A 21,875-nucleotide genomic window follows, 5' to 3' on the forward strand; every position below is an offset into this window, starting at 1 on the left:
GCATGCTTATGATAAATCCTGCACCATAGGCAAGATTCTTTCGTTCGATCTCGTGGGCGCCGCGAGGGTGCCTCCAACGGCAGGAGGGCCCGGGGCGATGCCCCGGGCCCTCCTGCGTCAGCACAGGCTAGAGGTTGTTGCCTCGGCGGGTGCCTTCTTCGCCGTCGACGTCGATCTGCTCCTTGCGGACTTCTTCGCTGACGGTCTCGTTGGTGGTGACGGTCTCCGTGTCGAGGCGTACGCGCTCGACGGGGACTGCTTCCTTCTCGACGACCGGGCGCTCGGCGTGGAGAGTCACTTCGTGCTCTTCCTCGCTGATGGCCGGGCCGCCCATGGCGTCGCCGCGGTTGGCGTCCGTGATGGGCTCGCGCTCGACGCGGACTTCCTCGTGGCTGACGGGCACGGTCTTCGTCACGTTCTCGGTGACGACGTACTTGCGCATGCGGGCACGGCCGGCCTCGCGACGCTCCGTTCCGACGTGCAGCTGCTCCTCGGAGCGGGTCATCGCATCGTCGGTGGTGGGGCCGGAGGTGTCGTGACCCACGGTTCCACGGTCCGTGTCGGCGTGACGGCTGCTGGTGTCGATGTCGACGTCGCGGTCGTGGTGACCGGTAGTGCCGGTCGTCGTGCCGGTCGTCGTGTCGGTCGTGGTGCGGGTCGTGTCGGTGTAGTTGCTCGTGCCGCCGCCGATCTCGTAGTGGCGGTAGAGGCGATCCTCTTCCTCCGGGCTGAGGTTGCCGTCGGACTCGATGCGCGGGGCATCCTTCACCTGGTGCTTGCTGTAGGGAACGCGGACGTCATGACCTTCGACGTCGGCGCCCTGGAGCGGGATGAAGGACTCAGAGGTGCCGAACAGGCCCGTCTTGGCGGTGACCCAGCTGGGCTCACCGGTCTGGTCGTCGAGGTAGACCTGGCCGATCGAGCCGATCTTCTCGCCGTCCGAACCGAGGACGTTGCCGCCGTTGCCGAGCATGGTGTCGATGTTTTCCTGAGTAATCATTTCCTTCTCCTTCTGAGTAATCTCACTGTGAGGGCATGGATTTCTCGGCTGTACGTTCCACCGGGAGGTTCCACCGGGGGCAAGAGCCCCCGAGACCACCGGCCTCTAGAGTAAGCATACTTAGTACCGAATGGGAAGCAGGCTTAGCGTCTTGTTCGGATCGGGGGGCATCCTCGGCCGTCATCCAGGGCTTGCCAGGACCCTCGGCTTCCTCGGCGGCGATCACTTCCGTACCATTGGGTGGAGGTCCAGCCACCGGCCTATCACCCGTCGAATCGACCACCACGTGTGCTCGAGGCGAAGGATCCGCTGCAGTCGTCAGCGTCGATAGCCCGGTAGGTCTCTCGGCGTCGATGGCCCAGGGGTCCGGAACCCGAGCGAGACGTGTCGGCCGATCCCCCGTGAAAGGACGCCCATGTCCGCACCACGTCCCCCGTACATCACCGAGGTCATGATCGCCGCCGCGAACCTCGAGGCCGCCGAATTCGAGCGCGACCGCCTGCTGATCGCCTGCGGCGAGGCGGTCCGGCAGGCCCTTGCCACGGGGCTCACGCCTGCCGAGATCGGGCGGGCCGCCAGTCTGCCCGAAGACGAGGTGAGACGCCTCGCAGGGGCTTCTGTCTGCGGTCCTGATCCCCTCGGTGATCCGGTGTCGCCGATGCGAATCCCTCCGATCGGGGAAGTCTCGCCGATCAGCCTGGATCCGTTGCCGGCGCACCGTCTCGACTCCGATGACAAAGGGGCATTGATCGACCTGACCGCAGACGCGGTCGGAGGGTCGGATGCTTCGAAGTGACGCGGGATCCGCTGTCGCAGGAGCCGGAGCGCGGATTGCCCTGCTCATCATCGACATGCAGAATGCCTTCTTCGAGGACGAAGCCCTCGCCGGGCAGCAGCAGGACATCGTTGCGGCCTGCAACGGTCTGATCGAGGCCGCGCACGGCGCACAGGCCCCCGTGCTCATGGCACTCACCGAGCACCTGCAGGACGGTTCGACCTGGACGCGGTCCATGCTCGACGACGGTCAGGGATTCATCTTCCGCGGCACCCGCCAGGCCGACGTCGTCGCCGGCCTCCATGTGGAGGAGGTGGACGTCGTGACGAAGGTGCGCGACAGTGCCTTCTTCGGGACGGATCTCGCGGCGCGACTTCGAGGCCTGGGTGTGGACCACCTGGTGCTCGCGGGCGTCTCCACGCACAGCTGCGTGGCGCAGACAGGGGCTGACGCCTTCGCCCACGACTTCCAGGTCAGCTATGCACGCGACGCGATGGGCAGCACGAACCAGCAGTACGCCGACGCGATGCTGGAGATCCTCTCCGACAGCTACCGGCAGCCCGTCGTCGGTCAGGCGGAGGCCGAGGCGCTGTTCGCCTGACGCGCGAGGGCTGAGGGTGCATCGACGGCAATGGCCACCGGATCGAATCCGGTGGCCATTGCCGACTGCGCGGAGTGAATCTAGCGCTGCTGTACGTTCTGCTTGGCGTCCTGGGCGCTGCCCTTGACATCACTGGCGGCCTGCTTGCCCTCGCCCTTGACGTCGTTGACGGCGTGCTGCCCCTGGTCCTTGACGGTCTGCACGGAGTCTGCGGCCGATTCCTTCACGGACTGGACTGCTTCCTGCGCCGGCTCGCGGACCTCCTCGGCAACCTGCTTGGCTGCCTCGGTGACCTTGTCCTTCAGGGGCGCGACCTGCTCCTTGAGGTGCGAGGCGGCCTCCTGCTCCTTCTGGCTGGCAGGGATGAGCGAACCCACGAGGAGACCGGCGCCGAAGGCGATCAGGCCTGCGGCGAGGGGGTTGCCCGCGGCCTTGTTCGAGATCTGGCCGGGTGCTCCCTGGACGGTGTGGCCGGCATGCTGGAGCTTGTCCTTGGCGGTACCGGCTGCCGAGTGGGCACTGTCCAGGCCGCTGCCGGTCGTGTTCTTGGCGTGTCCGGCCTTGTCCTTGACTGCGCCCGTCACATCGTCAGCCTTGCCGAGCACGGAATCCTTGACGTCTTCGGCCTTGCCCATGACGGTCTCCTTCACATTGCTGAAGCTGTGCTTGACCTTGTCGGTCTGGCGCTGCGCGATGTTCGCGGGGTTCACCTTGTCGGCGATGGCGTCGACATCGGTCCCCAGCTCAAGGCGGGTGCGTTCGATATCTGCGCGGATCTCATCTGGCGTCTGGCTCATCGTGTCTGCTCACCTGGTTTCAGTGTCGGCGGGATTTCTTTGATGGTCTCCGCTGTCTGGGGGAGACCCTTGACCTGCTTCATTTCCTTCTTGCCCATGGCGGCCAGCACGGCGGCGACGATGCCCCAGAGGACGGCGACGATCACGGCGGCCCAGCCGAGTGGCATCAGGGCGCCCAGCCCCCACATGAGGGCCAGCGACAGGAACAGGAGGACGAAGTGGCCGCCCACGGCCGCACCGGCGAACATGCCCGCACCCTTGCCTGCTTTCTTGGCCGACTCGGTGGCCTCGGCCTTGGCCAGGGCCACTTCCTGGCGCATGAGCGTGGAGAGGTCCTTCGTCACCTCCCCGAGAAGTTCTCCTACCGACGCGTTGGCGGAGCGCTGCTCGGCCTCCGTCGGCAGGGGCGCGGCAGCCTGGTGGGCGCCACTGGTATATGCCTCAGCCATCAGCGCAGACCCCCGTCATTCGGGAAGGTGCTCACGGGAGGGGTGCCAGGCGCGATGGTGGGGTAGTCGTCCGCAGGGTTGACGACGGCCGGGTTGGATCCGGCGACGTGCTGTCCGCCGGTCGTCCCACCGAAGCCCGCGGAGGCGGGGGTGCCGGTGTAGGCGTCGGAGTCGACCTGGCCGTAGCCGGTGTAGGTGCCGGTGGAGGAGTCCTGGTGGCGGCCGGTGGTTCCGGCGGAGTCCTTGTTGCCCTTCGCGCCACGGGTCAGGCGGCCGACGACGAGGCCGGTGCTTGCCGCGATGGCGAGGAACGTGCCCGGCTTGCGGCGGGCGAACGCCTTGACGTCCTCGAGGATGTCGGAGGCGTCGCGGTTCTCGAGCCAGCTCGCAGCCGATCCCGTGCGCTGGGACGCCTGCTGCACGAGGCCCGAGACGAACTGGTTGTCCGACTTGTCGGCCATGGACCGCAGTTCGTCGGAGACGCCGCGGATGCCCTCGGTGATTTTCTGCTGCTGGGTACCGGCCTGGCTCTTGACCTCGGACGTCACGGTGCCGAGAAGGTCCTTCGCCTGCGAGCCGACCTCGGCCGCGACGTTCTTCGCTTCGCTAGCGGCGGTGCCGGCTACATCCTTGGCGTCGGCTGCGGCGGTCCCGGCGACGTTCTTCGCCGCGTCCTTGCCGTCCTGACCGACCTTCTTGGCCTGATCCTTCGCAGCGGACTTCTTCGAGTCTCCGGTGTCGGTGGTGCTGCCGGAGAACTCGGTGGTGCCGAGTTCGTGGGTGCTGAGGTCCGCGGTGGACGACTCAGGCCCGGTGGTGGAGGGAACCAGGGGATCCTTCGGCCAATTCTGCGTAGTCATGGTTGTTCCTAACGTTGATATTGCCGTTAAAGCGGATGCTCCATCGTGTTCTCGATGCGACAGTCCGGCAGTTCGTGCTTGCCTTCTCCTTGAAGCTAAGCATGCTTAGCTTCACTCCCGCAAGCTCTTTCTACAGATCCGCACGAGAAACACAAGTAGGCTTAGCATCCTACTGACCGTGTGGACGCGCCGCTAGCGTCGACACGAGAGGACTTCCATCGGTCGCTTCAAGAAGGAGCGAATCCACCCGGAGGTCACGATGCGGAAAGGTGAACACCCGTGTTCTTCCATAAGCAGGAACTTCAGTACAAAGCCACCCCTGACAAGCCTGATGCCGTCTACGCCCGTAAGCTCCAGGAGGTGCTCGGGGGTCAGTACGGCGAGATCACCGTGGCCCTGCAGTACAGCTTCCAGGCCTGGAACGCCCACATTCCCGGCAAGTACCGGGACCTCCTCTTCGGGATCGGCGCGGAGGAGTTCGGCCACGTCGAGATGCTCGCCACGATGATCGCCCAGCTCCTGGAGAAGGCTCCGCTGGGGATCACCGAGGACGCCGTGCAGTCCGATCCGGCCGTGGCCGCGGTCCTGGGTGGCACGGACATGCAGCACGCCATCGTCGCCGGCGCCGGCGCCCGGCCGGTGGACAGCATGGGCAACCCCTGGCAGGGCAGCTATGTGACCGCCAGCGGGAACCTCCTCGCGGACTTCACGGCCAACGCGAACGCCGAGATGCAGGGCCGGCTCCAGGTGGCGCGGCTCTATCACATGACCGACGACCACGGGATCCGGGACATGCTCTCCTTCCTCCTCGCCCGCGACACCATGCACCAGAACCAGTGGCTGGCCGCGGCCCGGGAGTTGCAGGAATCGAAGATGGAGGAGCTGCCCGTGCCGAGCAACTTCCCCCTGAAGCAGGAGGAGCGGAGCGTGGCGTACCAGTACCTGAACTTCTCCGACGGCACGGCGGCATCGGAGGGCAGCTGGGCCTCCGGTCCCACCCCGGACGGCAAGGGCGAGTTCACCTACCACGACGGCCCCACCACCAGCGCTCCCATGCCGCCGGCCACCCACCCCGATGCGCGGTTCTACGGGACCACCGAGATCCCGAACACCGTCGAGAAGATGGCCGGCACCCTGCAGGACAAACTGAACCGCGAATAGACGTTCGCGGTCCACCGAGAGAAAGGCAGTCCCATGACGAACACGAACAACCGCACGGTGGACGCCGGTCGTACCGCCCTGCAGCGCGCCGCCCAGGCGGTGGGCATCGTCTTCCTGCTGGTCGGCATCCTGGGCTTCATCCCGGGCATCACGTCCAACTACGACAGCATGATGTTCGCCGGGCACCAGTCCGATGCCCTGCTGCTGGGCATCTTCCAGGTGTCCATCCTCCACAACATCGTCCACCTGCTCTTCGGCGTCGCCGGCCTGGCGATGGCGAGGACCGCCTCGGGCGCCCGCACCTACCTGCTGGGCGGCGGTGTGGTCTACGCGATCCTGTGGATCTACGGGCTGATCATCGACCAGGACTCCGCGGCGAACTTCGTGCCGCTGAACAGTGCCGACAACTGGCTCCACTTCCTGCTCGCGGTCGGCATGATCGCTCTCGCGCTGCTCCTCGGCCGCGACCGCCGTACGAGCACGAACCGCGCCTGACCCGGTCCTTCCCTCCGGAAGGTTCCGCACATCGACCACACCCACGACGACGCCGGACCGACGGGTGCCCACGGGTACCGGCCGGCCCGGCGTCGTCGTGGGTGTGGCAGGTACCGCCGAGCGCCCACGAACGCGAAGTATGCTTACTGTTACCGGCCCCGGCTCCGAGGGGCGCATCCGACCATCGAAGAGGTCCTTGGTGAAGCAGCCCTCCCCGCGCGGGGAACTCAGCGCCCTCGTCCTGTCCGTCCTCGCCGGATCCAGGGGATCAGGGCAGGACGCCCTCGCCCGGCTGGACCTGCTCGCCGTGGAGGCGATCTCCCGGACGCCGGACATCCTCCTGGACGACGACCTGCAGCTCACCCTCTTCTGCCTGTACGAACTGCACTACAGCGGCATCGACGAGGCGGGGGACGACTGGGAATGGGATCCGGACCTCCTGCGGGTCCGGCACCGCATCGAAGCCGCTTTCGAGCAGAGGGTCCGCGACGAGACCGTCGTCGGGCCGCCTCCCGAACCCACGAGCGCGGCGGTCTGCGCCGAGCTGTTCCGGATGACCGGCGAGGACGGCGGGCCCAGTATGTCCCGCTTCGTGGCGAAGTCGGCCACGGATGACCAGCTGCGGGAGCTGCTTGTCCACAGGTCGATCAGTCAGCTGAGGGAGGCCGATCCGCACACCTTCGCGATTCCACGCCTGTCCGGCCGTTCGAAGGCCGCGCTGGTGGAGATCCAGGCGGACGAATACGGCAACGGACTGCTCGCGCGCATGCACTCGGTGCTCTTCGCCCGGACGATGCGCGGAGTGGGCCTGGACGACACCTACGGGGCCTACCTCGACGCCGTGCCGGCGATCACGCTGGCCGTGAACAACCTGATGTCGCTGTTCGGCCTCCACCGACGCCTCCGGGGCGCGATCGTGGGGCACCTCGCCGCCTACGAGATGACCTCCTCCCAGCCCAACCGCCTGTACTCCCGGGGGTTCGGGCGCCTCGGCTACGGCTCCGAGGTCACGGAGTACTTCGACGAGCACGTCGAGGCGGACGCCGTCCACGAACAGATCGCCGGACGGGACATGGCGGGCGGTCTCGTGGAGTCGGACCCGCGCCTGCTCGGGGACGTCCTGTTCGGGGCCGCCGCCGGTCTGGCGATCGACACCCTCATGACGGTGCACATCATGGATGCCTGGGAATCGAACCGGTCCTCGCTGCGGACGGCGGAGGTGGCCGTCTGATGGGCGCGGAGATGGACACGGCTGCGGATGCCGAGGACGCACGCTCCGACCACCCGCTGAACTCCGGTGCCGACGCCCCCGTGACGGTCGTCGCGTGCCCCAACGGCCCACTGCTCGTCCGCGGCGACTTCACGCTCGTCGGCACGGACGGGGCGGAACTGCCGCGCACCCGACGCACCGTCGCCCTCTGCCGGTGCGGGGCATCCGTGCTCAAGCCCTACTGCGACGGCTCCCACAAGCTGACCGGCTTCCGCTCCGATCCCTGATCCCGGCGACGTGCCCGGGCCGCGGGCGCGTGGAGTTTCGCTGCACGAAATCTCACCGAAATCCTCGCCCTCTAGCGTTGGGAAGCACACCACTTCCACAGGAGGCCGCCGTGCAGACGTTGAGGGTCAGACAGGTTCCCTGGAGCAACCCCGTCGGTCGGGGTCTGCGGGAGGCCCTGCGCGCGGAGGCCGGCCGTGGTCGGGCGCCCTCGGCCGCCGCAGGACCGGAGGACGACGGCGCGGGCGTCGTCGTCTTCCTGATCGTCTACGAACTGGCCAGCGGCCAACCGGTCGGGTGCGGGGGCCTGAGCGTGAACGCCGACGGGAGCACCGCCGTCGACCACCTCTACGTGCTTCCGTACGCCCGATGGTCCGGGGTGTCCTCTTCCATCACGGAGGAGCTCGCCGCCTGGGCGGTGGCACGCGGCATCGCCGTCGGGGGCCTGAGTGACCCCGCCCGCCCGGCAGCGCTGCGCCTGTAGGCCAGGACGACGCCGAGCGGGCAGGTCGGGGCCCCTCGGCGCCGCCGGTGCCGGCTATGTGCGCGGAGCGCCCAGATCCACCGGGTCCTCGTCCGTCAGGTAGGCGAACTCCGAGTGCGCGGCCAGGTCGATACCGCGCAGTTCGTCGGCCTCCTCGATCCGCAGGCCGACGGTTCGCTGCAGGACCACGGCGATCAGCCACGTGACCACGAAGGAGTAGGCCAGCACCGCGACGGTCGCGAGCGCCTGGATGCCCAGCAGCTCGAAGCCGCCGCCGTAGAACAGGCCCGACACCCCGTTGGGGGCGTCCGGAGTCGCGAACAGGCCGATCAGCAGCGTCCCCAGGATGCCGCCCACCAGGTGCACACCGACCACGTCCAGCGAATCGTCGAATCCGAGCCGGAACTTCAGCTCGATCGCGAGGGAGCAGACCGCACCGGCGATCGCACCGATGGCCAGGGCACCCATCGGGCTGACCGCACCGCACGCGGGGGTAATGGCGACGAGCGCCGAGATCAGCCCGGACGCGGCCCCCATGCTGGTCGCCGCGCCGTTGCGGACCCGCTCGACGGCGGCCCAGGCCAGCAGGCCGGCCGACGCGGCGACGGCGGTGTTGAGGAGGACGACCGACGCGGACTGGCCGGCGGAGAGGGCGGAGCCCGCATTGAAGCCGAACCAGCCGACCCACAGCAGGCCCGCACCCACGAGGACGAGCGGGCGGCTGTGCGGCCTGGCATGGTCCACCTTCGGCCAGCCGTGGCTGCGGCCGAGGACCATCGACAGGGCGAGGGCGGCGATCCCGGCGTTCATGTGGACGGCGAGCCCGCCGGCGAAATCGATTGCGCCGAGGCTGTTCGCGATCCAGCCGCCCGCCGTCGTGCCGTCCTCGGAGCTGAAGGCGAAGACCCAGTGGGCGATCGGGAAGTACACCAGCGTGGCCCAGACGCCCGCGAAGACCATCCAGGCGCCGAACTTCATGCGGCCGGCGGCTGCGCCGGCGACCAGCGCCGTCGTAACGCAGGCGAAGAAGAGCTGGAAGCCCGCGAACAGGATCACGGGGATGGGCGCGGAGGGATCCTCGGCCAGCAGTTGGCCCAGCCCGGCGTACTCCGTGACGTTCCCGAGGAGGCCCAGCCCCCCGACGGAGGAACCGAAGGCCAGGGAGTACCCGAACAGGGCCCACAGCACGGCGACGAGGCTCGCCCCGCCGAAGCACATCATCATCATGTTGAGGATGCGGCGGGACCCCACCATTCCTCCGTAGAACAGGGCCAGCGCCGGGATCATGAGGCAGACGAGCGCGGTGCTGGCGAGAATCCAAGCGACGTTTCCGGAATCCATGGGAAGTCCTTTCCGTGACAGCGCCTGGGCGTACCGGACGGGACTGGGCCCGGGACCACACTGCGGGGGTGTGCACCCGGGATGGCACGCCGCGCTGAGTCATGGTAGGCAGCGGCAGGTTTCAGGTTCCGGCGGGTCCGATGAATTCTGGGTTACCCGGAGTCCCACCCTAGCCACCGGCCACGGACTGCATGATCATCACCGTCGCACCCGCGGGAACCGCTGTTGCCAGGCCGTCCAGCCGGCGTACGTCCTCGCCGTCGACGTAGATGTTCACGTAGCGCCGCAGTGCGCCGGTCTCCTCGCGGATCCGCTGCTCGAGCAGGGGTCGCCCCTCGCCGAGCCCGTCGAGCAGGGACGCCACGTCGGCGTCGTCGGCCACGTCCAGGCGGACCGCGCTGCGCCCGTCGACGTACTGGCGCAGGAGTGCCGGGATCAGGACGATCACCGAGGGCGGCGGGGGCATCGCGTCCACCCGCTCAGCCGGGCAGGACCGCGGCGCGCACGGAGAGCACGTCCGGCAGATGGCTCGCCACTTCCCGGAAGGTGCGGCCCTCGTCCGCGCTCGCGTAGACGGAGCCGCCGCGCGTGCCGAAGTACACGCCGGGGATCTCCGCCGTGTCCACGCAGGCGGCGTCGCGCAGCACCGCGTTGTACTCGGCCTGCGGCAGACCGGTGCCGCTGCCCTCCCACGTGCTCCCGCCGTCGTCCGTCCGGTGCACCAGGAGCCGACCGTCGGGCGGGATGCGCTCGCCGTCGGCCTTGAGGGGGATGACCCAGGCCGTGCCGCCGCGGTGCGGGTGCGTGAGCATGACGAATCCGAAGTCGGCAGGCAGGCCCTCGGCGATGGACTGCCATGAATCACCGCGGTCGGCACTCGTGTAGACGCCGTGGTGGTTCTGGGCGAACAGGCGGTCGGGGTCGACGGCGTCGCGGGCCACCTTGTGCACGCACTGGCCGAACTCCGGGTCGGGATCCGGCATGAAGTAGGCGCTGATGCCCCTGTTGCGGGGCTCCCAGGAGGCTCCGCCGTCGTCGGACCGGTAGACGCCGCCCGTGCTCATCGCCACATGGAGCGTGTCGTCGGCGGGGCTCGGCAGGACGGTGTGGGCAGCTGCACCGCCGAAGCCCGCGCCCCATTCACTGCGGTGCGGGTGGTCCCACAGGCCACGGTTGAGGGTGAACGTCTCGCCGTGGTCGGTGGATTTCCAGACGGAGATCGGCTGGCACCCGGCCCACACCACGCCGGGACGCCCCTCCGCGTCCGGTTGGATCTGCCAGATCCGCTCGAGGGCGGCGTCGTCGTCCGCTCCGAACCGGATGCCGCCCTCGCGGGGTTCCGCCCAGGTCCCGCCGAGGTCGTCGGAGTGGGCGATGCAGGGGCCGAAGTGCCAGGACATCCTGCCCGCGAACAGGCGGGTACGCCCATCCCGGGTGTCGATCGCGACGCTCGGAATCTCTTCCATGAGGAACATCGGGTCGGAGAGTGTCCACTCCTGCCGGTCGGTGCTCGACGCGAGCCACAGACCCTTCTTGGTGCCGATGGCAAGGAGTGTCGTTGCTGGAGCTGGCATGGCGTCCCCCGTGCAGGTGGGCGGCCGGAAGAACCGCGCGTGTGATGCATGTCACTTGGGAGACTGCCATCGGGCACTCGTTTTGTACAGAGCCGGCTACCCCCTTTCGTCCGCAGGCGGAGCCCGGGGCCACGGGCTGTGCCAGAGTGGAATGGTGCTGTCGCTGGGGAGCGGAGATCACACCCTGGAGGCACCGTTGCATCAGATCGATCTGGGGACCCCCGCGCGGTCGCGGGTGTGTCCCGGCCCCGGGCATGCGCCCCGTGCGCGTCGGCACTGCGCCGGCATGCACTGTATCGAGGTGCACGACGGGCTGCTCGTCCTCTGGTGGGTGTCAGGCGCTCGCGTGAACGCGCCCGACGTCCTGGCGGCCTACGAGGGGATCCGGAGCCTGTCCGACGGCTACGTCCTGCCGATGGTCATGTATCTGCGCGGGCTGGCCGGGATCGACCCGGCGGCCCGGCTGGTCATCCTCGAGGGATCGTTGACCTCACGTATCGCCTTCGTGGGAAGCGGGCCGGTGGACCAGGTTCTGGCGGCTTTCCTGGCACATGCGCGGTCGGAGACGCTCTATTCGGAAAGCGTCTCCGACGCTGAAGCATGGGCTCGTGGAGTATCGTCCTGCAACGGGTGAATAGTCCCGTCCGATTCCTGCGATCGGAAAAGGAAGGGCCGCCTCAGCGGCTTTCGTTGTAGGCGTCGATGATCGACTGCGTGATCCGCCCCCGCGAACTGGGGTTGTATCCGTTCTCCTGGGCCCATTTACGGATCTGCTGCGTGTCCTCCCGCTTCGAGCGGGACGATGCCGCCTTCTGGCCGGAGGACTGCGGCTTGCCGGAGGCGGCCTTGCGTCCCTTGTCCACATAGGCGGACAAAGCGTTGCGCAGGGATTCCGCATTCTGGGCCGTGAGATCTATCTCGTAATCGGTGCCGTCGAGGGCGAAGCGCACGGTCTCCTGTGCTTCATCGCCGCTGAGGTCATCGACCAATTGCACCTGTACACGCTGGGCCATCATTTTCTCCTGTGTCGTCCGACGTCCAGATCATTAGCCCCATTGTGTCGACTCTATCGCGAGGAGCAGTTCGAACGGAAGAAAGCCGCACATTCCCCATTGGGGGTGAATGCAGGAATGGGAATGATGCGTCCGGGCGTCGATGTGTTATTCGACGGGCGGGTCAGGTGGCTGCCGCGCCGTCGGCGTTGAACGCGCGGACCACCGCATCGTGGGGCACGCGCTGGTGGAGCCGGGTGGCGCCCCCCTCGTCCTGGATCCGCTCGGTCAGTCGGCGCGCCCACCGGTGCTCCAGGACGAGCAGGAGGCCGACCTCCCCGTCCGGGACGGAGGCGGAGGCGAAGGCGACGTCCCGGTCGCTGAGCAGGGTCATCGGCGAGGGGTGGGCCAGCAGGTCCTGCAGGGGTGTCGGCAGGCCGTCGTCGGCGTCGGCGAAGGACACGGTGCCGTCGATCGCGCGGGCGATCAGCACGATGTCGATCAGCGCCACGGCGCCGCTGTCCAGGACGTCCCGCAGCGCCTCCACCATCCACGAGGAGCCGTCCAGGGTCGGCGTGGAGAAGACCAGGACGTCCACGGGGCCAACCCTCATGACTTCCCTCCCGCCCGGCCGGATCCTGTTCGTCGCTGCACCCTGTCCTGCATTCCGTGCTGCCACCGATGGTGTAATCGTCCGTCCGGGCGGGCGGCAGATCGCCACCCGCCCGGGGTGATTGGCCCAGCGACGCGGGACTTTTGACTCAGGCCGGAATCGGGTCGGGGGTGAACCCTTGGAGGTGGGCGCCCTCCGGTCGACGATGCTTCACCCGCCCGTACGGGTGAGTGCGCGGCAGGAGTACGACGCCGGACAGGTGGTCAGGTATGAACAGCATCATCAGGGCGAAGACGACCGTTCCCGGGATCGGTGCGCACGAGCTGGACAGGCCCCGACTGATCGCGCGCCTGGACGCGTTCAGGGAGGCCGGGTGCGGCGCTGTCACCATCGGTGCTGCTGCAGGCTCGGGGAAGACGACGCTCGCCGTCCAGTGGGCACGGAAGCGTGTGGGTTCCGGGGACCACGTCGCGTGGGTGTCCCTCGATCCCTCCGACGACGTCCCAGCGCGCTTCTGGGGTCTCGTGACCGAGGCGCTCGAACCCTCCGACGGGACACCGGGCCGTTGGACCTCACCCCCGCCGGCCGCACCGGCCGCGCGGATCGGCTGGCTCGATGCCCTCCTGGACCATGCGGGCGGGGGAACCGTGAACTCCGTGCTGGTCCTCGACAACTGTGAGTACCTGCGTGACACCGGGCTGCTCCTCGAAGTCGACTACGCGGTCCAGCGAGCACCGCAGGGCTTCACCGTGGTCTTCTGCGGCCGTCAGCTGCCGGAGCTGCCCTCGTTCTACCGCCTGGACCTCGACGGCGCCCTCGGGCGGGTGGGGCAGGAGGAACTGATGCTGCGGCGGCGAGAGGTCGCACGATTGTTCGCGTCCGCGTGCCCGGACGTGGACCTGCTTCTCGATGCGACGGAGGGTTGGCCCGCCGCCGTCGTCCTCGCCCAGGCGATGGGGGACGGCAAGGCCCCGGCGGCCGCGGTCACGCACTCCACGGCCTACCTCGACCGGCTGTGCGGGCAGCTCTTCCCGTCCTTCTCCGAGGAGGTCCGCAGCGCACTCGCCGTCATGGCGCTGATCGAACCCTTCACGGTGGACGACCTCTGCACGGCGCTTGCCAGCACGGACGCCCCGCGGGTGTTCGACGCCGCCGTCCGGGCGTCCGGCCTCGTCGTCCCCGCCCACGCCCCCGGGTCCTTCCGGCTGCACCGCCTGCTGTCCCGGTGGCTCCTGGACGGAGGGTCGGGTGCTACCGCGATCGACCGCCCCCTCGTGCATGCCCGCATGGCGCGCCGCCGCCTCCGTCAGGCGCGGCATGCCGAGGCGCTCGCCCATGCCGGTCGGGCCGGCGACGGCGGGTTGCTGCGTGACGTCGCCGCCGTCTCGGGCCTGCACCTGCTGTGGAGCAACGACCTCGCCGCCCTCGACGCGGTCCTGCGCGATCTGGGCTCGGTCGAGTCGGTGGAGCTCGGGTTGCTCGACAGCCTCCTGTCCTTCGCCATGGGCGAGCCGGGGCGTGCCCGGCGCAAGCTCGAACGCGCCGACCAGATGGATCAGCAGGGCAGCCTCGATGCGCCGTTCAGTGCGCTGCGCACCGCGCTCGAGGCGCACCTCATGCTCGGCCGGGGGCGCCCGGAGGAAGCTCTCGAGCATCTCCGGGGAGTGTCCGTGGAGGCCCTGCCACCCGACGTGGGGCTCTTCGTGTCGAACGCCCTCTCTGCGGCGCTGATCGCCACCACGCGCCTGAACGAGGCCGCCGACGCCGCACGGGGCTGTGTTGCCACCGCCGACGAACGGGACAATCCGGGCGCCCGGATCGACGCCCACATCACCCGTGCCGCACTTGCCACGGCCATGGAGGATTTCACTCCCGCTGCCCGCGACGCCTGGACCGCCATCCGGGAGGGCGAGCTGCAGGGGCTGCGCTACAGTCCGCGACTGCGTCCCGCCCACCTCGTCCTCGCGTGGGGCGCCTACCACCAGCTCGACGACGACGGCGCCCGGTTCCACAACGCCTTCGTCTTCAGGGCGACGTCCACCCCGCCGAGCGTGGCGCACTCCGCGTCCAAGCTCCGGCTCATGTTGTCCTTCCCCTCCTCGGCGAAACCGGTCGAGGTGGCCGAGGGGCTGCTGGAGCGGATCCGTTTCGACCTCGCGCACGGCGCACAGCCGCAGGACGTCGCCGTGTGTTCGCTGCAGGTCGCCGAGATGATGCTGTCCCTGCGCCGGGTGGAGGACCTGACGATGCTGAAGGTGGACCTGCGCAGGTACCAGGGCATCAGCGGGGAGCTGCAGGTCATCTCGGCCTGGGAGCACCTGCTGGCCGGACAGCTGAACCGCGCACGGCAACTGCTGACCCCGGTGGCCTCCGAGTACGTGAAGAGCCAGAGCAAGGTCGGCATGACGACAGCCCTGGCGATGCTCGCGCGTCTCGAGCTGCTCGAGAACCGGCCGTTCAAGGCAAGGGAAGCACTGGAGCGTGCCCTCGCCCTGGCCTCCGCGCGCGGATCCGTGCGCGGGATCAGGTTCGCCGGTGAGACCGTCAGGAGTGCCTTGGAACGGGACCGGCATCACTACCCGCGTTTCGCCCGGGAGGTGGACCTGCTCGTGAACCAGCGGCGCCGGCCGGTCCAGGAGATCGCCGGTCCGCCACTCACCCCGCGGGAGATCGAACTCGTGGCCCTCCTGCCGACCTTCGCGACCGTCGACGAGCTGGCGCTGGATCTCCAGATCTCCACGAACACGGTCAAGACCCACCTGCGCGGCATCTACCGCAAGCTGGGGGTCGGGACACGACGCGAAGCCATCGCGGCGGCCGACAAGCTCGGGCTCCTCGCACCCACGCCTGCGCCGCTGCGCGTCCTGAGGAGTGCAGGGGCACGCTAGCGCAGCAGACTCACCCCCCAAGGATGAGCCTGCCAGGAGGCCCGCCCTGGAAGGGTGAGGCCCCGTACCATGCTGGGACAGTCGAGAACAGGACGTGGCGTGGACATCAACTTCTGGGAAGTCGTGTGGGTGGTGTTCGGTGCTGCCCTGTTCGCCGCCTATCTGGCCTTCCTGTTCATCGTCCTCGTCGACATCTTCAGGAACGAGTCACTCTCCAGCTGGTCGCGGGCCATCTGGGTGGTCCTGCTGGTACTCCTCCCCTTCCTCGCCGCGCTCGCCTACCTCTTCGCCCACGGCCAGACGATGGTCCTGCGGAACGCCCGAGGGACCCGTCCCGATCCCGGCGCCGCAACTGTCCCGGTCTCCCACGATCCGACGGCGCAGGTCGCCTCCGCACACGATCTGCTGCGCCAGGGCGCCATCACCCAGGAGGAGTACGAGCGTCTCAAACGGCACGCGCTCGAGCAGGCACCCGGCCCGCGTCCCACCGATCCCGCGGCGCACCCGCCGGCCGGCTGACCACCCGGCCGGCGGAGGAGGCCCTATGGAGCCCGACGGCGGCCCGGCTCACGTCCCGGCCGGTCCTGCGGAGCCGTCGACGCCGAAGCCGTCGACGCCGGAGCCCCCTCGGGTGCGGACACCGACTCTCTTCGGCATCGGGTTCCGGGTCACGGGCGGGGTCCTCACGGCGATCCTCCTGGCCTTCGTCCTGTTCTCCCTGCGCTCGGTCGTACTGTCCGTCTGCGCCGCGCTGTTCCTCGCACTCGGCCTCAATCCGCTGGTGCATCGCCTCCGCCGCGCCGGGCTACGCAAGAACAGCGCAGTGGCCGTGATCGGGGTTGCCGTCGCCCTCCTCGCCGCAGGTCTGGTCGCCGTCCTCGTCCCGTTCGTCGTCACGCAGCTGGCCGCCTTCGCCCAGGCGCTGCCGGAGGCGATCCGCGGCCTTACGGAGGACGAGTGGTTCCAGCGGATCGACGGCCGGACCGGCGGGGCGCTGACCGGAGCCCTGCAATCGGCGGGGCAGTCGCTCGTCACCCCGGCTTCCTTGACCACCATCGCCAACGGCGTGGTCGGGGCCGGCGTGGGAGCCGCGAACGTCGTCGCGTCGATGATCTTCATCGCCATCCTCACGCTCTACTTCCTGGCCGGGCTGCCGCGCATCAAGCACGGCTTCTACGCCCTCCTCCCGGCGTCCCGGCGCAGGACCTCGGTGTACCTCACCGAGAGGATCGCCGACTCGGTCGGGAAGTACCTGAGCGGGATGGTGGTCCTGGCGCTCCTCAACGCGACGTACAGCCTGATCCTCCTCACCCTCACCGGGGTCCCGTTCGCCGCGCTCATCTCGATCGCGGCCTTCTTCATCACCCTGATCCCCCTCATCGGGACCATCCTGACGACCATCGTCATGACCCTCGCGGCGTTGCTGGACTCGCTGACCGCAGCCATCATCGTCCTGATCGCCATGCTCATCTACATGCAGATCGAGGCATACATTCTGACTCCCCGCGTGATGACCAAGGCCGTGCAGGTGCCTGGGGCCTGGGTGCTGATCGCCGCGACGGCAGGCGGGGCACTGCTGGGTCTGCCGGGGGCGCTCGTCGCCATCCCGACCGCCGCGGCGTGCAGACTGCTCGTCGACAACCTGGTCGTCCCGCTCCGTCGGATCCAGTAGGCCACGATCCCGTGCGGGTCTAGTCCTCCGGGGCCTGCCGCTCGTCGATGACCGTCGGCAGGCCGAAGGCCTCGAACATCTCCGGGAAGAGGAAGTTGTGGTGTCCGATGATGCGCTCGCCGTCGGTCTCGATGACCTGGATGGCCCACGGCTCCCACAGGCCGGGCTCCACCAGGTGGTAGTTGGCGAACCCGGCGGCACCGTTCACGGCGAGGGGGATCAGGCGGTCGCCCTCGCAGACGCTGCCCTCACCGACGAACCAGGCCCGGACGTCCGCGGGCCCGCGGAGCCACAGGTCGAACGGCGGCATGGAGAGGACCACGTCCTCCCGCAGCAGGGAGACGAGCAGGTCCATGTCGTAGGCCTCGAAGGCCCGCAGGTACCGGGCGAGCAGGAGCTTGTGGGCCGGGTCCTCCAGGGGCATGCGCTGTGCGGGCTCCTGGTCGGCCATCGTCCGGCGTGCCCGCTGCAGGGCACTGTTGACGGACGCCGGGGTGACGTCCAGCAGTGCCGCGACCTCGGCCGCGGACCACCGCAGCACCTCGCACAGGATCAGGACGCTGCGCTGGAGCGGTGGAAGGTGCTGCAGGGCCGCCACGAAGGCCAGGCGCACGGTGTCGCGGACCTCGGCGACGACGGCGGGATCACCGGAGGTGTCGATCACCCGTTCGTCGGGGATCGGCTGCACGAACACGCGCTCGGTGAGGGGCGCGCCCAGGACGGCGTCGGCGGTGGGTGTGGACGGGCCGAGGTCCATGGGGCGGGCGCGGCGCTGCGGGCTGCGGAGCATGTCGACGCAGACGTTGTGGGCGATCCGGAAGAGCCACGTACGCAGGGTGGACCGGCCCCCGAAGGTGTCCTTCCTGGACCAGGCCTTGAGCATCGTCTCCTGCACCGCGTCCTCGGCCTCCGACGCCGCCCCGAGCATCCGGTAGCAGTAGCCGGTCAGCTCGCGCCGCGACGCTTCCATGAGCTGCTCGAACGGCACCGCTCCGGGCGCTGCGTCCTGCACCGTGTCCTGTACCGGAGGAGGAGGAGGCTGCTGCATGCCCCGAGCCTAGCCACGCTGTTCGGCGAACGGGAGGGTACCGCCGGGAATTCCTCGTCCGATCGATGAGACCGGGCCTGCCGCACCGTCTACTGTGTGGACACACCACCACGACCCCCGATCAGGAGCACTTCATGCGCAGACTCACAGCAGGTCTCTTCTCCTCCGTGGACGGCGTCGTCGAATCCCCGCATCTGTGGCAGTTCGACAGCTTCGACCCGGAGCTCGGCGCCGGCATGGGCGCGATGATCGAGAGGGTGGACACGGTGCTGCTGGGCCGGCGGGGCTACCAGGAGTGGGCCGGCTACTGGCCGCAGGCCGCGGCGGACGACCCGTTCGGCAGCTTCATCACACCGGTGCAGAAGTTCGTGGCGTCGCGCACCCTCGGCGGCGCGCTGGAATGGACCAACGCCTCCCTCATGCCGGCGCCCCTCGAGGAGTTCGTCGCCGATCTGAAGGAGACCGACGGCGGGGACATCGCGGTCTGCGCCAGCATCTCCCTGGTCCGGCAGCTCCTGTTCGCCGGGCTGCTCGACTCGCTGATGCTGATGATCCACCCGGTGGTCGCCGGGGCGGGCCGCCGCCTGTTCGAGCCCTCGGATCCCGTCACCAGGCTGCAGCTGCAGGAGACGAGCGTCACCAGCAAGGGCAACGTCCTGGCCTCCTACGGCCTCCGCACGGACTAGCTGCTCCTCGGCGGCGTGCTGACGCGCCTAGACTGCTGGTCATGGCCGTCCTGATCGATCCGCCGACGTGGCCCGCGCACGGAACCGTGTTCTCCCATCTGGTCTCGACCTCCTCCCTCGAGGAACTCCATGCCTTCGCCGCCGCCGCGGGCATCCCGCGCCGGGCCTTCGACGAAGACCACTACGACGTCCCGGAACGGCGGTACCGCGACCTCGTGGCACGGGGGGCACAGGAGGTCGCCGGGGCGGACCTGGTGCGCGCCCTGATCGCCAGCGGCCTCCGGATCCCGGCCCGACGGCGCCCGCCGAAGCTCCGCGCCGCGCTGCTGGCCCGCTGGGAGGCGCTGCTGCCGGGGGCGCCGGGTCTCGGCGGGGAGCTGCTCGACCGCTGGGCCGAGGCGCACCGCGCGTACCACACGCCCGCCCATCTGCTGGCGGTCCTCGAGGCGCTGGACGTGCTGCTGGAGCCCGCCGACGACCCCCTGCGGCGCCCTGTGCTCCTGGCGGCCTGGTTCCACGACGCCGTGTACCAGGGGAGGGCGGGCGAGGACGAGCGCGCATCGGCGTCGCTCGCCGTGCAGCGCCTCGAGGGCACCATGCCCGACGCCGCGGTCCGGGACGTCGAGCGACTGGTCCTCCTGACCGCGACGCACGACCCGGCGCCGGAGGACCGCGCCGGCCACCTCCTGTGCGACGCCGACCTCGCGGTCCTCGCCGGCGCGCCGGAGGACTACGCCCGCTACGCCGCCGCGATCCGCGCCGAGTACCGCCATCTTCCGCCCGAAGCATTCGCCGACGGGCGGCGCGCCGTACTGCAGCGCCTCCTGGCGCTCGACCCGCTGTACCGGACGGCGAGGGCACAGGTGGAGTGGACGGAACGGGCGCGCGGGAACCTGGCGCAGGAGCTCGGGTCGCTGTGACACCGGTCCATCGGCCCTGCCCGGGCTCCACCGAGGTCCCTATGCTCACCGCATGGGATCAGTGGAGGACGCACTCGCCGTGGTAGGGGAACCGGACCAGAGGTGCCTGCGCGCCGTGGTCGCAACGGCCCGGGACGCCCGTCCGGACGCCGTCGACGGCGTGAGCTACGGCATGCCGGCCCTCGTCCTCGCCGGGAAACCCCTGCTCGCCGTGGGCGCCACCGCCCGGCACCTCTCGCTGTACCCGTTCTCGTCGACCGTGATCGAGGCCGTGGCGCCGCGGCTCGAGGGCTTCTCCCGGTCGCGGGGGACCATCCGCTTCACGGCCGACCACCCGCTCCCGGAGGAGCTGGTCCGTGAGATCGTCCGCCTGCGGAGCCGGGAGATCGAGGGCACATAACAGGGTGCCGATCCGGAGCGCAACCCCGCCCAGACGGAGGAGTACAGCTGTCCCGGCGTCCGGGCCGATGCCACGATGGATGGATCGAGGACAGCCGGCGTGCGTCGGCACCTGTCCAGGCAGTCAGGAAGCCGGCTGCCGGGAAGCCTTGTCGCGTCGCCGTCCCGGGGATGGCCATCGACGGGCTTCTCGCCCCGTCCGGGCCACCCGAAGGAATCCGCTGATGCAAGGTCTGCACACCCATACCGCCATGAGACACGCCGGGCTCACCCTGCCGGCCGTCTGGGACCATTTCCAGAACCTGGGCGGCGCCATCGGTCACCTCGAGGTCGACGCCTACCTGCACGGGCTGATGTTCCTGCCGCGCGGCGACCGCAATGCGCTCACCCAGGCGGTGAACGAGCTGCTCGACGATGAGGAGGCGGCGGGCCACAGTGCCTGCTGCCGCGCGCCTTACAGCGCCGTCGACGAGGACGCGACGGCGCGCGGCGCCCTGGCCTACCCGTCGTGCAGGGTGTCCCGGCGCGGCCGGTGGGGACGGCGGATCGCCACCCCGGGGCGTCCGGCCTCATCCTCCGGGCGCCGGCCCCAGGGGCTATCACCCGTGCCGCCCCTCCGTCGGGACCGCTGACGGCGCCCGCCCCACCACCACGGTGGCGTCGATCTCCTCGAGGCGGCACACCCGGGTCCGCAGGCCCGCGTCCTCGAGCAGCCGGGCACTCCGACGTTCCTGATCCTGCGCCACCTCGAACAGGAGATGGCCGCCGGGCGCCAGCCACTCCCGGGCCTCGCCTGCCACGCGCCGCTGCACGTCCAGCCCGTCCGGCCCGCCGTCGAGGCTCGCCCGCGGCTCGTGCACCCGTGCCTCGCGGGGCAGTGACGGCAGGCGACGGGTGGGGACGTAGGGCGTGTTGCACAGGATCGTGTCGAAGCTGCCCCTGAGCGCCCGGGGTACAGGGTCGAAGAGATCCCCCTCGTAGCATGCGGCCCGCCAGGGGGTCAGGTTGTGCCGCGCGAGCTCGACCGCGGTGCCCGAGATGTCCGAAGCATGCAGGCGGAGGTCCTCGACGACGGCGGCGAGGGCAGCGCCGAGCGCGCCGCAGCCGCAGCATAGATCGAGGACCGTGGCGCCCGTCGGGGTCAGCTCCGCCGCGCAGCGCACGAGCAGGGCGGAGCGCTGCCGTGGGATGAAGACACCGGGGGCCACGTCCAGCCTCAGCCCGCAGAAGTCCACCCAACCCAGAACATGCTCGAGGGGATGCCCGGCCACGCGCCTGGCGAGCATGACCGCCAGAGCCTCGTCGGAGGCCCCGCTGGTTGCCAGCAGGCGTGCCTCGTCCTCCGCGAAGACGCAGCCCGCAGCCCGGAGTCGCGCCGCGATCTCCCGCTCGTCCGGGCGGGAGGGCGCGGCGCGCCCGTTCGGCTGGTGCATGGGAGGGCCCTTCAGGGGAGGCGACCTGGCCACCACGAGGATAGCGGCGGTCGGGGTCCCTGTCGGTACAGGCATCCCCACGTACGGAGGGGACTCCGGGCACGGTGCCCGGACCGGTTTTCTGCGGGTACTATTCTCTTGGTCGTTTAGCAGCAGGCGGCTCCTCACCTTCCCCATGACCGGCAGCACACG

At 69.5% G+C, this 21,875-nt stretch carries 26 protein-coding genes; 15 read left to right on the top strand and 11 right to left on the bottom strand.

Features of this window, described 5'->3' with window-relative positions:
- Positions 1 to 127 precede the first annotated feature (127 nt).
- Positions 128 to 1,000 (bottom strand): DUF2382 domain-containing protein, encoded by an 873-nt coding sequence (locus tag C4K88_RS12900; protein WP_104122025.1) that lies wholly within the window; start codon positions 998 to 1,000, stop codon positions 128 to 130.
- Between the two features lie 415 nt (positions 1,001 to 1,415).
- Here C4K88_RS12900 and C4K88_RS12905 point away from each other — a divergent pair, with 415 nt between their 5' ends.
- Together C4K88_RS12905 and C4K88_RS12910 are read left to right on the top strand one after the other, a co-directional pair.
- Positions 1,416 to 1,796 carry a hypothetical protein gene (locus C4K88_RS12905; RefSeq protein WP_104122026.1) on the top strand — a complete coding sequence of 127 codons (381 nt, stop codon included), beginning with the start codon at positions 1,416 to 1,418 and terminating at the stop codon, positions 1,794 to 1,796.
- The gene (locus C4K88_RS12910) at positions 1,783 to 2,376 is read left to right on the top strand and encodes a cysteine hydrolase family protein (protein ID WP_104122027.1); all 594 of its coding nucleotides are present in this window, start codon (positions 1,783 to 1,785) and stop codon (positions 2,374 to 2,376) included. The genes C4K88_RS12905 and C4K88_RS12910 overlap by 14 nt, the downstream gene beginning before the upstream one ends.
- An 80-nt stretch (positions 2,377 to 2,456) precedes the next feature.
- On the opposite strand, the gene C4K88_RS12915 is transcribed toward C4K88_RS12910, so the two are convergent.
- From C4K88_RS12915 to C4K88_RS12925, 3 genes are read right to left on the bottom strand one after another with little or no spacing between them, the layout of a single operon-like run.
- Complete coding sequence (locus C4K88_RS12915) at positions 2,457 to 3,173, bottom strand: DUF3618 domain-containing protein (protein ID WP_104122028.1); 717 nt, start codon at positions 3,171 to 3,173, stop codon at positions 2,457 to 2,459.
- Positions 3,170 to 3,622, bottom strand: coding sequence for a phage holin family protein (locus C4K88_RS12920; protein WP_104122029.1), 453 nt, complete (start codon positions 3,620 to 3,622; stop codon positions 3,170 to 3,172). The genes C4K88_RS12915 and C4K88_RS12920 overlap by 4 nt, the downstream gene beginning before the upstream one ends.
- A complete protein-coding gene (locus C4K88_RS12925) occupies positions 3,622 to 4,482 on the bottom strand; it encodes a hypothetical protein (RefSeq protein ID WP_104122030.1) in 861 nt (286 codons plus the stop codon). The genes C4K88_RS12920 and C4K88_RS12925 overlap by 1 nt, the downstream gene beginning before the upstream one ends.
- Before the next feature lie 279 nt (positions 4,483 to 4,761).
- On the opposite strand from C4K88_RS12925, the gene C4K88_RS12930 reads away from it, so the two are divergent.
- The 5 genes from C4K88_RS12930 to C4K88_RS12950 all read left to right on the top strand — a co-directional run bounded on the left by C4K88_RS12930 (position 4,762) and on the right by C4K88_RS12950 (position 8,117).
- Complete coding sequence (locus tag C4K88_RS12930) at positions 4,762 to 5,643, top strand: manganese catalase (protein WP_104122031.1); 882 nt, start codon at positions 4,762 to 4,764, stop codon at positions 5,641 to 5,643.
- 33 nt (positions 5,644 to 5,676) lie between these two features.
- Complete coding sequence (locus tag C4K88_RS12935; RefSeq protein ID WP_104122032.1) at positions 5,677 to 6,138, top strand: DUF4383 domain-containing protein; 462 nt, start codon at positions 5,677 to 5,679, stop codon at positions 6,136 to 6,138.
- A gap of 199 nt (positions 6,139 to 6,337) precedes the next feature.
- A complete protein-coding gene (locus C4K88_RS12940) occupies positions 6,338 to 7,369 on the top strand; it encodes an iron-containing redox enzyme family protein (protein WP_104122033.1) in 1,032 nt (343 codons plus the stop codon).
- Positions 7,369 to 7,635, top strand: coding sequence for a CDGSH iron-sulfur domain-containing protein (locus C4K88_RS12945; protein WP_306418619.1), 267 nt, complete (start codon positions 7,369 to 7,371; stop codon positions 7,633 to 7,635). Before C4K88_RS12940 ends, C4K88_RS12945 begins: the two co-directional genes overlap by 1 nt.
- Before the next feature lie 110 nt (positions 7,636 to 7,745).
- Positions 7,746 to 8,117: a GNAT family N-acetyltransferase gene (locus tag C4K88_RS12950; RefSeq protein WP_104122034.1), complete on the top strand. Its 372-nt coding sequence runs from the start codon at positions 7,746 to 7,748 to the stop codon at positions 8,115 to 8,117.
- A gap of 54 nt (positions 8,118 to 8,171) precedes the next feature.
- Here the strand turns inward: C4K88_RS12950 and C4K88_RS12955 are convergent, their stop codons facing one another.
- The 3 genes from C4K88_RS12955 to C4K88_RS12965 all read right to left on the bottom strand — a co-directional run bounded on the left by C4K88_RS12955 (position 8,172) and on the right by C4K88_RS12965 (position 11,032).
- Entirely contained in the window at positions 8,172 to 9,458 is a 1,287-nt protein-coding gene (locus tag C4K88_RS12955; protein WP_104122035.1) for an ammonium transporter, read from the bottom strand.
- Positions 9,459 to 9,627: 169 nt separating this feature from the next.
- Positions 9,628 to 9,924, bottom strand: a complete 297-nt coding sequence (locus C4K88_RS12960; RefSeq protein ID WP_104122036.1) for a MoaD/ThiS family protein — start codon at positions 9,922 to 9,924, stop codon at positions 9,628 to 9,630.
- 13 nt (positions 9,925 to 9,937) lie between these two features.
- Positions 9,938 to 11,032, bottom strand: coding sequence for a WD40/YVTN/BNR-like repeat-containing protein (locus C4K88_RS12965; protein WP_104122037.1), 1,095 nt, complete (start codon positions 11,030 to 11,032; stop codon positions 9,938 to 9,940).
- A 286-nt stretch (positions 11,033 to 11,318) separates the two neighbouring features.
- On the opposite strand from C4K88_RS12965, the gene C4K88_RS12970 reads away from it, so the two are divergent.
- Entirely contained in the window at positions 11,319 to 11,666 is a 348-nt protein-coding gene (locus C4K88_RS12970; RefSeq protein ID WP_146065687.1) for a hypothetical protein, read from the top strand.
- Between the two features lie 43 nt (positions 11,667 to 11,709).
- Here the strand turns inward: C4K88_RS12970 and C4K88_RS12975 are convergent, their stop codons facing one another.
- Together C4K88_RS12975 and C4K88_RS12980 are read right to left on the bottom strand one after the other, a co-directional pair.
- Positions 11,710 to 12,045: a histone-like nucleoid-structuring protein Lsr2 gene (locus tag C4K88_RS12975; protein ID WP_104122039.1), complete on the bottom strand. Its 336-nt coding sequence runs from the start codon at positions 12,043 to 12,045 to the stop codon at positions 11,710 to 11,712.
- A 163-nt stretch (positions 12,046 to 12,208) separates the two neighbouring features.
- Positions 12,209 to 12,637: a DUF6325 family protein gene (locus C4K88_RS12980; RefSeq protein WP_146065688.1), complete on the bottom strand. Its 429-nt coding sequence runs from the start codon at positions 12,635 to 12,637 to the stop codon at positions 12,209 to 12,211.
- Positions 12,638 to 12,906: 269 nt separating this feature from the next.
- Between C4K88_RS12980 and C4K88_RS12985 the strand changes: the two genes are divergently transcribed.
- The 3 genes from C4K88_RS12985 to C4K88_RS12995 all read left to right on the top strand — a co-directional run bounded on the left by C4K88_RS12985 (position 12,907) and on the right by C4K88_RS12995 (position 17,197).
- Positions 12,907 to 15,525 carry a LuxR C-terminal-related transcriptional regulator gene (locus C4K88_RS12985; RefSeq protein ID WP_104122041.1) on the top strand — a complete coding sequence of 873 codons (2,619 nt, stop codon included), beginning with the start codon at positions 12,907 to 12,909 and terminating at the stop codon, positions 15,523 to 15,525.
- Between the two features lie 99 nt (positions 15,526 to 15,624).
- Positions 15,625 to 16,044, top strand: a complete 420-nt coding sequence (locus tag C4K88_RS12990; RefSeq protein WP_167399047.1) for an SHOCT domain-containing protein — start codon at positions 15,625 to 15,627, stop codon at positions 16,042 to 16,044.
- Between the two features lie 25 nt (positions 16,045 to 16,069).
- Positions 16,070 to 17,197 (top strand): AI-2E family transporter, encoded by a 1,128-nt coding sequence (locus tag C4K88_RS12995; protein ID WP_104122043.1) that lies wholly within the window; start codon positions 16,070 to 16,072, stop codon positions 17,195 to 17,197.
- Between the two features lie 19 nt (positions 17,198 to 17,216).
- Here C4K88_RS12995 and C4K88_RS13000 read toward each other — a convergent pair whose 3' ends face one another.
- The gene (locus C4K88_RS13000; protein ID WP_104122044.1) at positions 17,217 to 18,245 is read right to left on the bottom strand and encodes a sigma-70 family RNA polymerase sigma factor; all 1,029 of its coding nucleotides are present in this window, start codon (positions 18,243 to 18,245) and stop codon (positions 17,217 to 17,219) included.
- A 134-nt stretch (positions 18,246 to 18,379) separates the two neighbouring features.
- On the opposite strand from C4K88_RS13000, the gene C4K88_RS13005 reads away from it, so the two are divergent.
- From C4K88_RS13005 to C4K88_RS13020, 4 genes are all read left to right on the top strand, one after another.
- The gene (locus C4K88_RS13005; RefSeq protein ID WP_104122045.1) at positions 18,380 to 18,931 is read left to right on the top strand and encodes a dihydrofolate reductase family protein; all 552 of its coding nucleotides are present in this window, start codon (positions 18,380 to 18,382) and stop codon (positions 18,929 to 18,931) included.
- A 41-nt stretch (positions 18,932 to 18,972) separates the two neighbouring features.
- Positions 18,973 to 19,851, top strand: a complete 879-nt coding sequence (locus C4K88_RS13010; protein ID WP_104122046.1) for a DUF4031 domain-containing protein — start codon at positions 18,973 to 18,975, stop codon at positions 19,849 to 19,851.
- Between the two features lie 52 nt (positions 19,852 to 19,903).
- Positions 19,904 to 20,251, top strand: a complete 348-nt coding sequence (locus tag C4K88_RS13015; protein ID WP_104122047.1) for an iron chaperone — start codon at positions 19,904 to 19,906, stop codon at positions 20,249 to 20,251.
- A 223-nt stretch (positions 20,252 to 20,474) separates the two neighbouring features.
- Positions 20,475 to 20,882: a hypothetical protein gene (locus C4K88_RS13020; RefSeq protein WP_104122048.1), complete on the top strand. Its 408-nt coding sequence runs from the start codon at positions 20,475 to 20,477 to the stop codon at positions 20,880 to 20,882.
- Here the strand turns inward: C4K88_RS13020 and C4K88_RS13025 are convergent.
- Positions 20,850 to 21,683 (bottom strand): putative protein N(5)-glutamine methyltransferase, encoded by an 834-nt coding sequence (locus C4K88_RS13025; protein WP_104122049.1) that lies wholly within the window; start codon positions 21,681 to 21,683, stop codon positions 20,850 to 20,852. The two genes, C4K88_RS13020 and C4K88_RS13025, sit on opposite strands and share 33 nt — an antisense overlap.
- Between the last annotated feature and the right edge of the window lie 192 nt (positions 21,684 to 21,875).

This window comes from Arthrobacter pityocampae, assembly GCF_002927275.1.
GTDB lineage: Bacteria > Actinomycetota > Actinomycetes > Actinomycetales > Micrococcaceae > Arthrobacter_D > Arthrobacter_D pityocampae.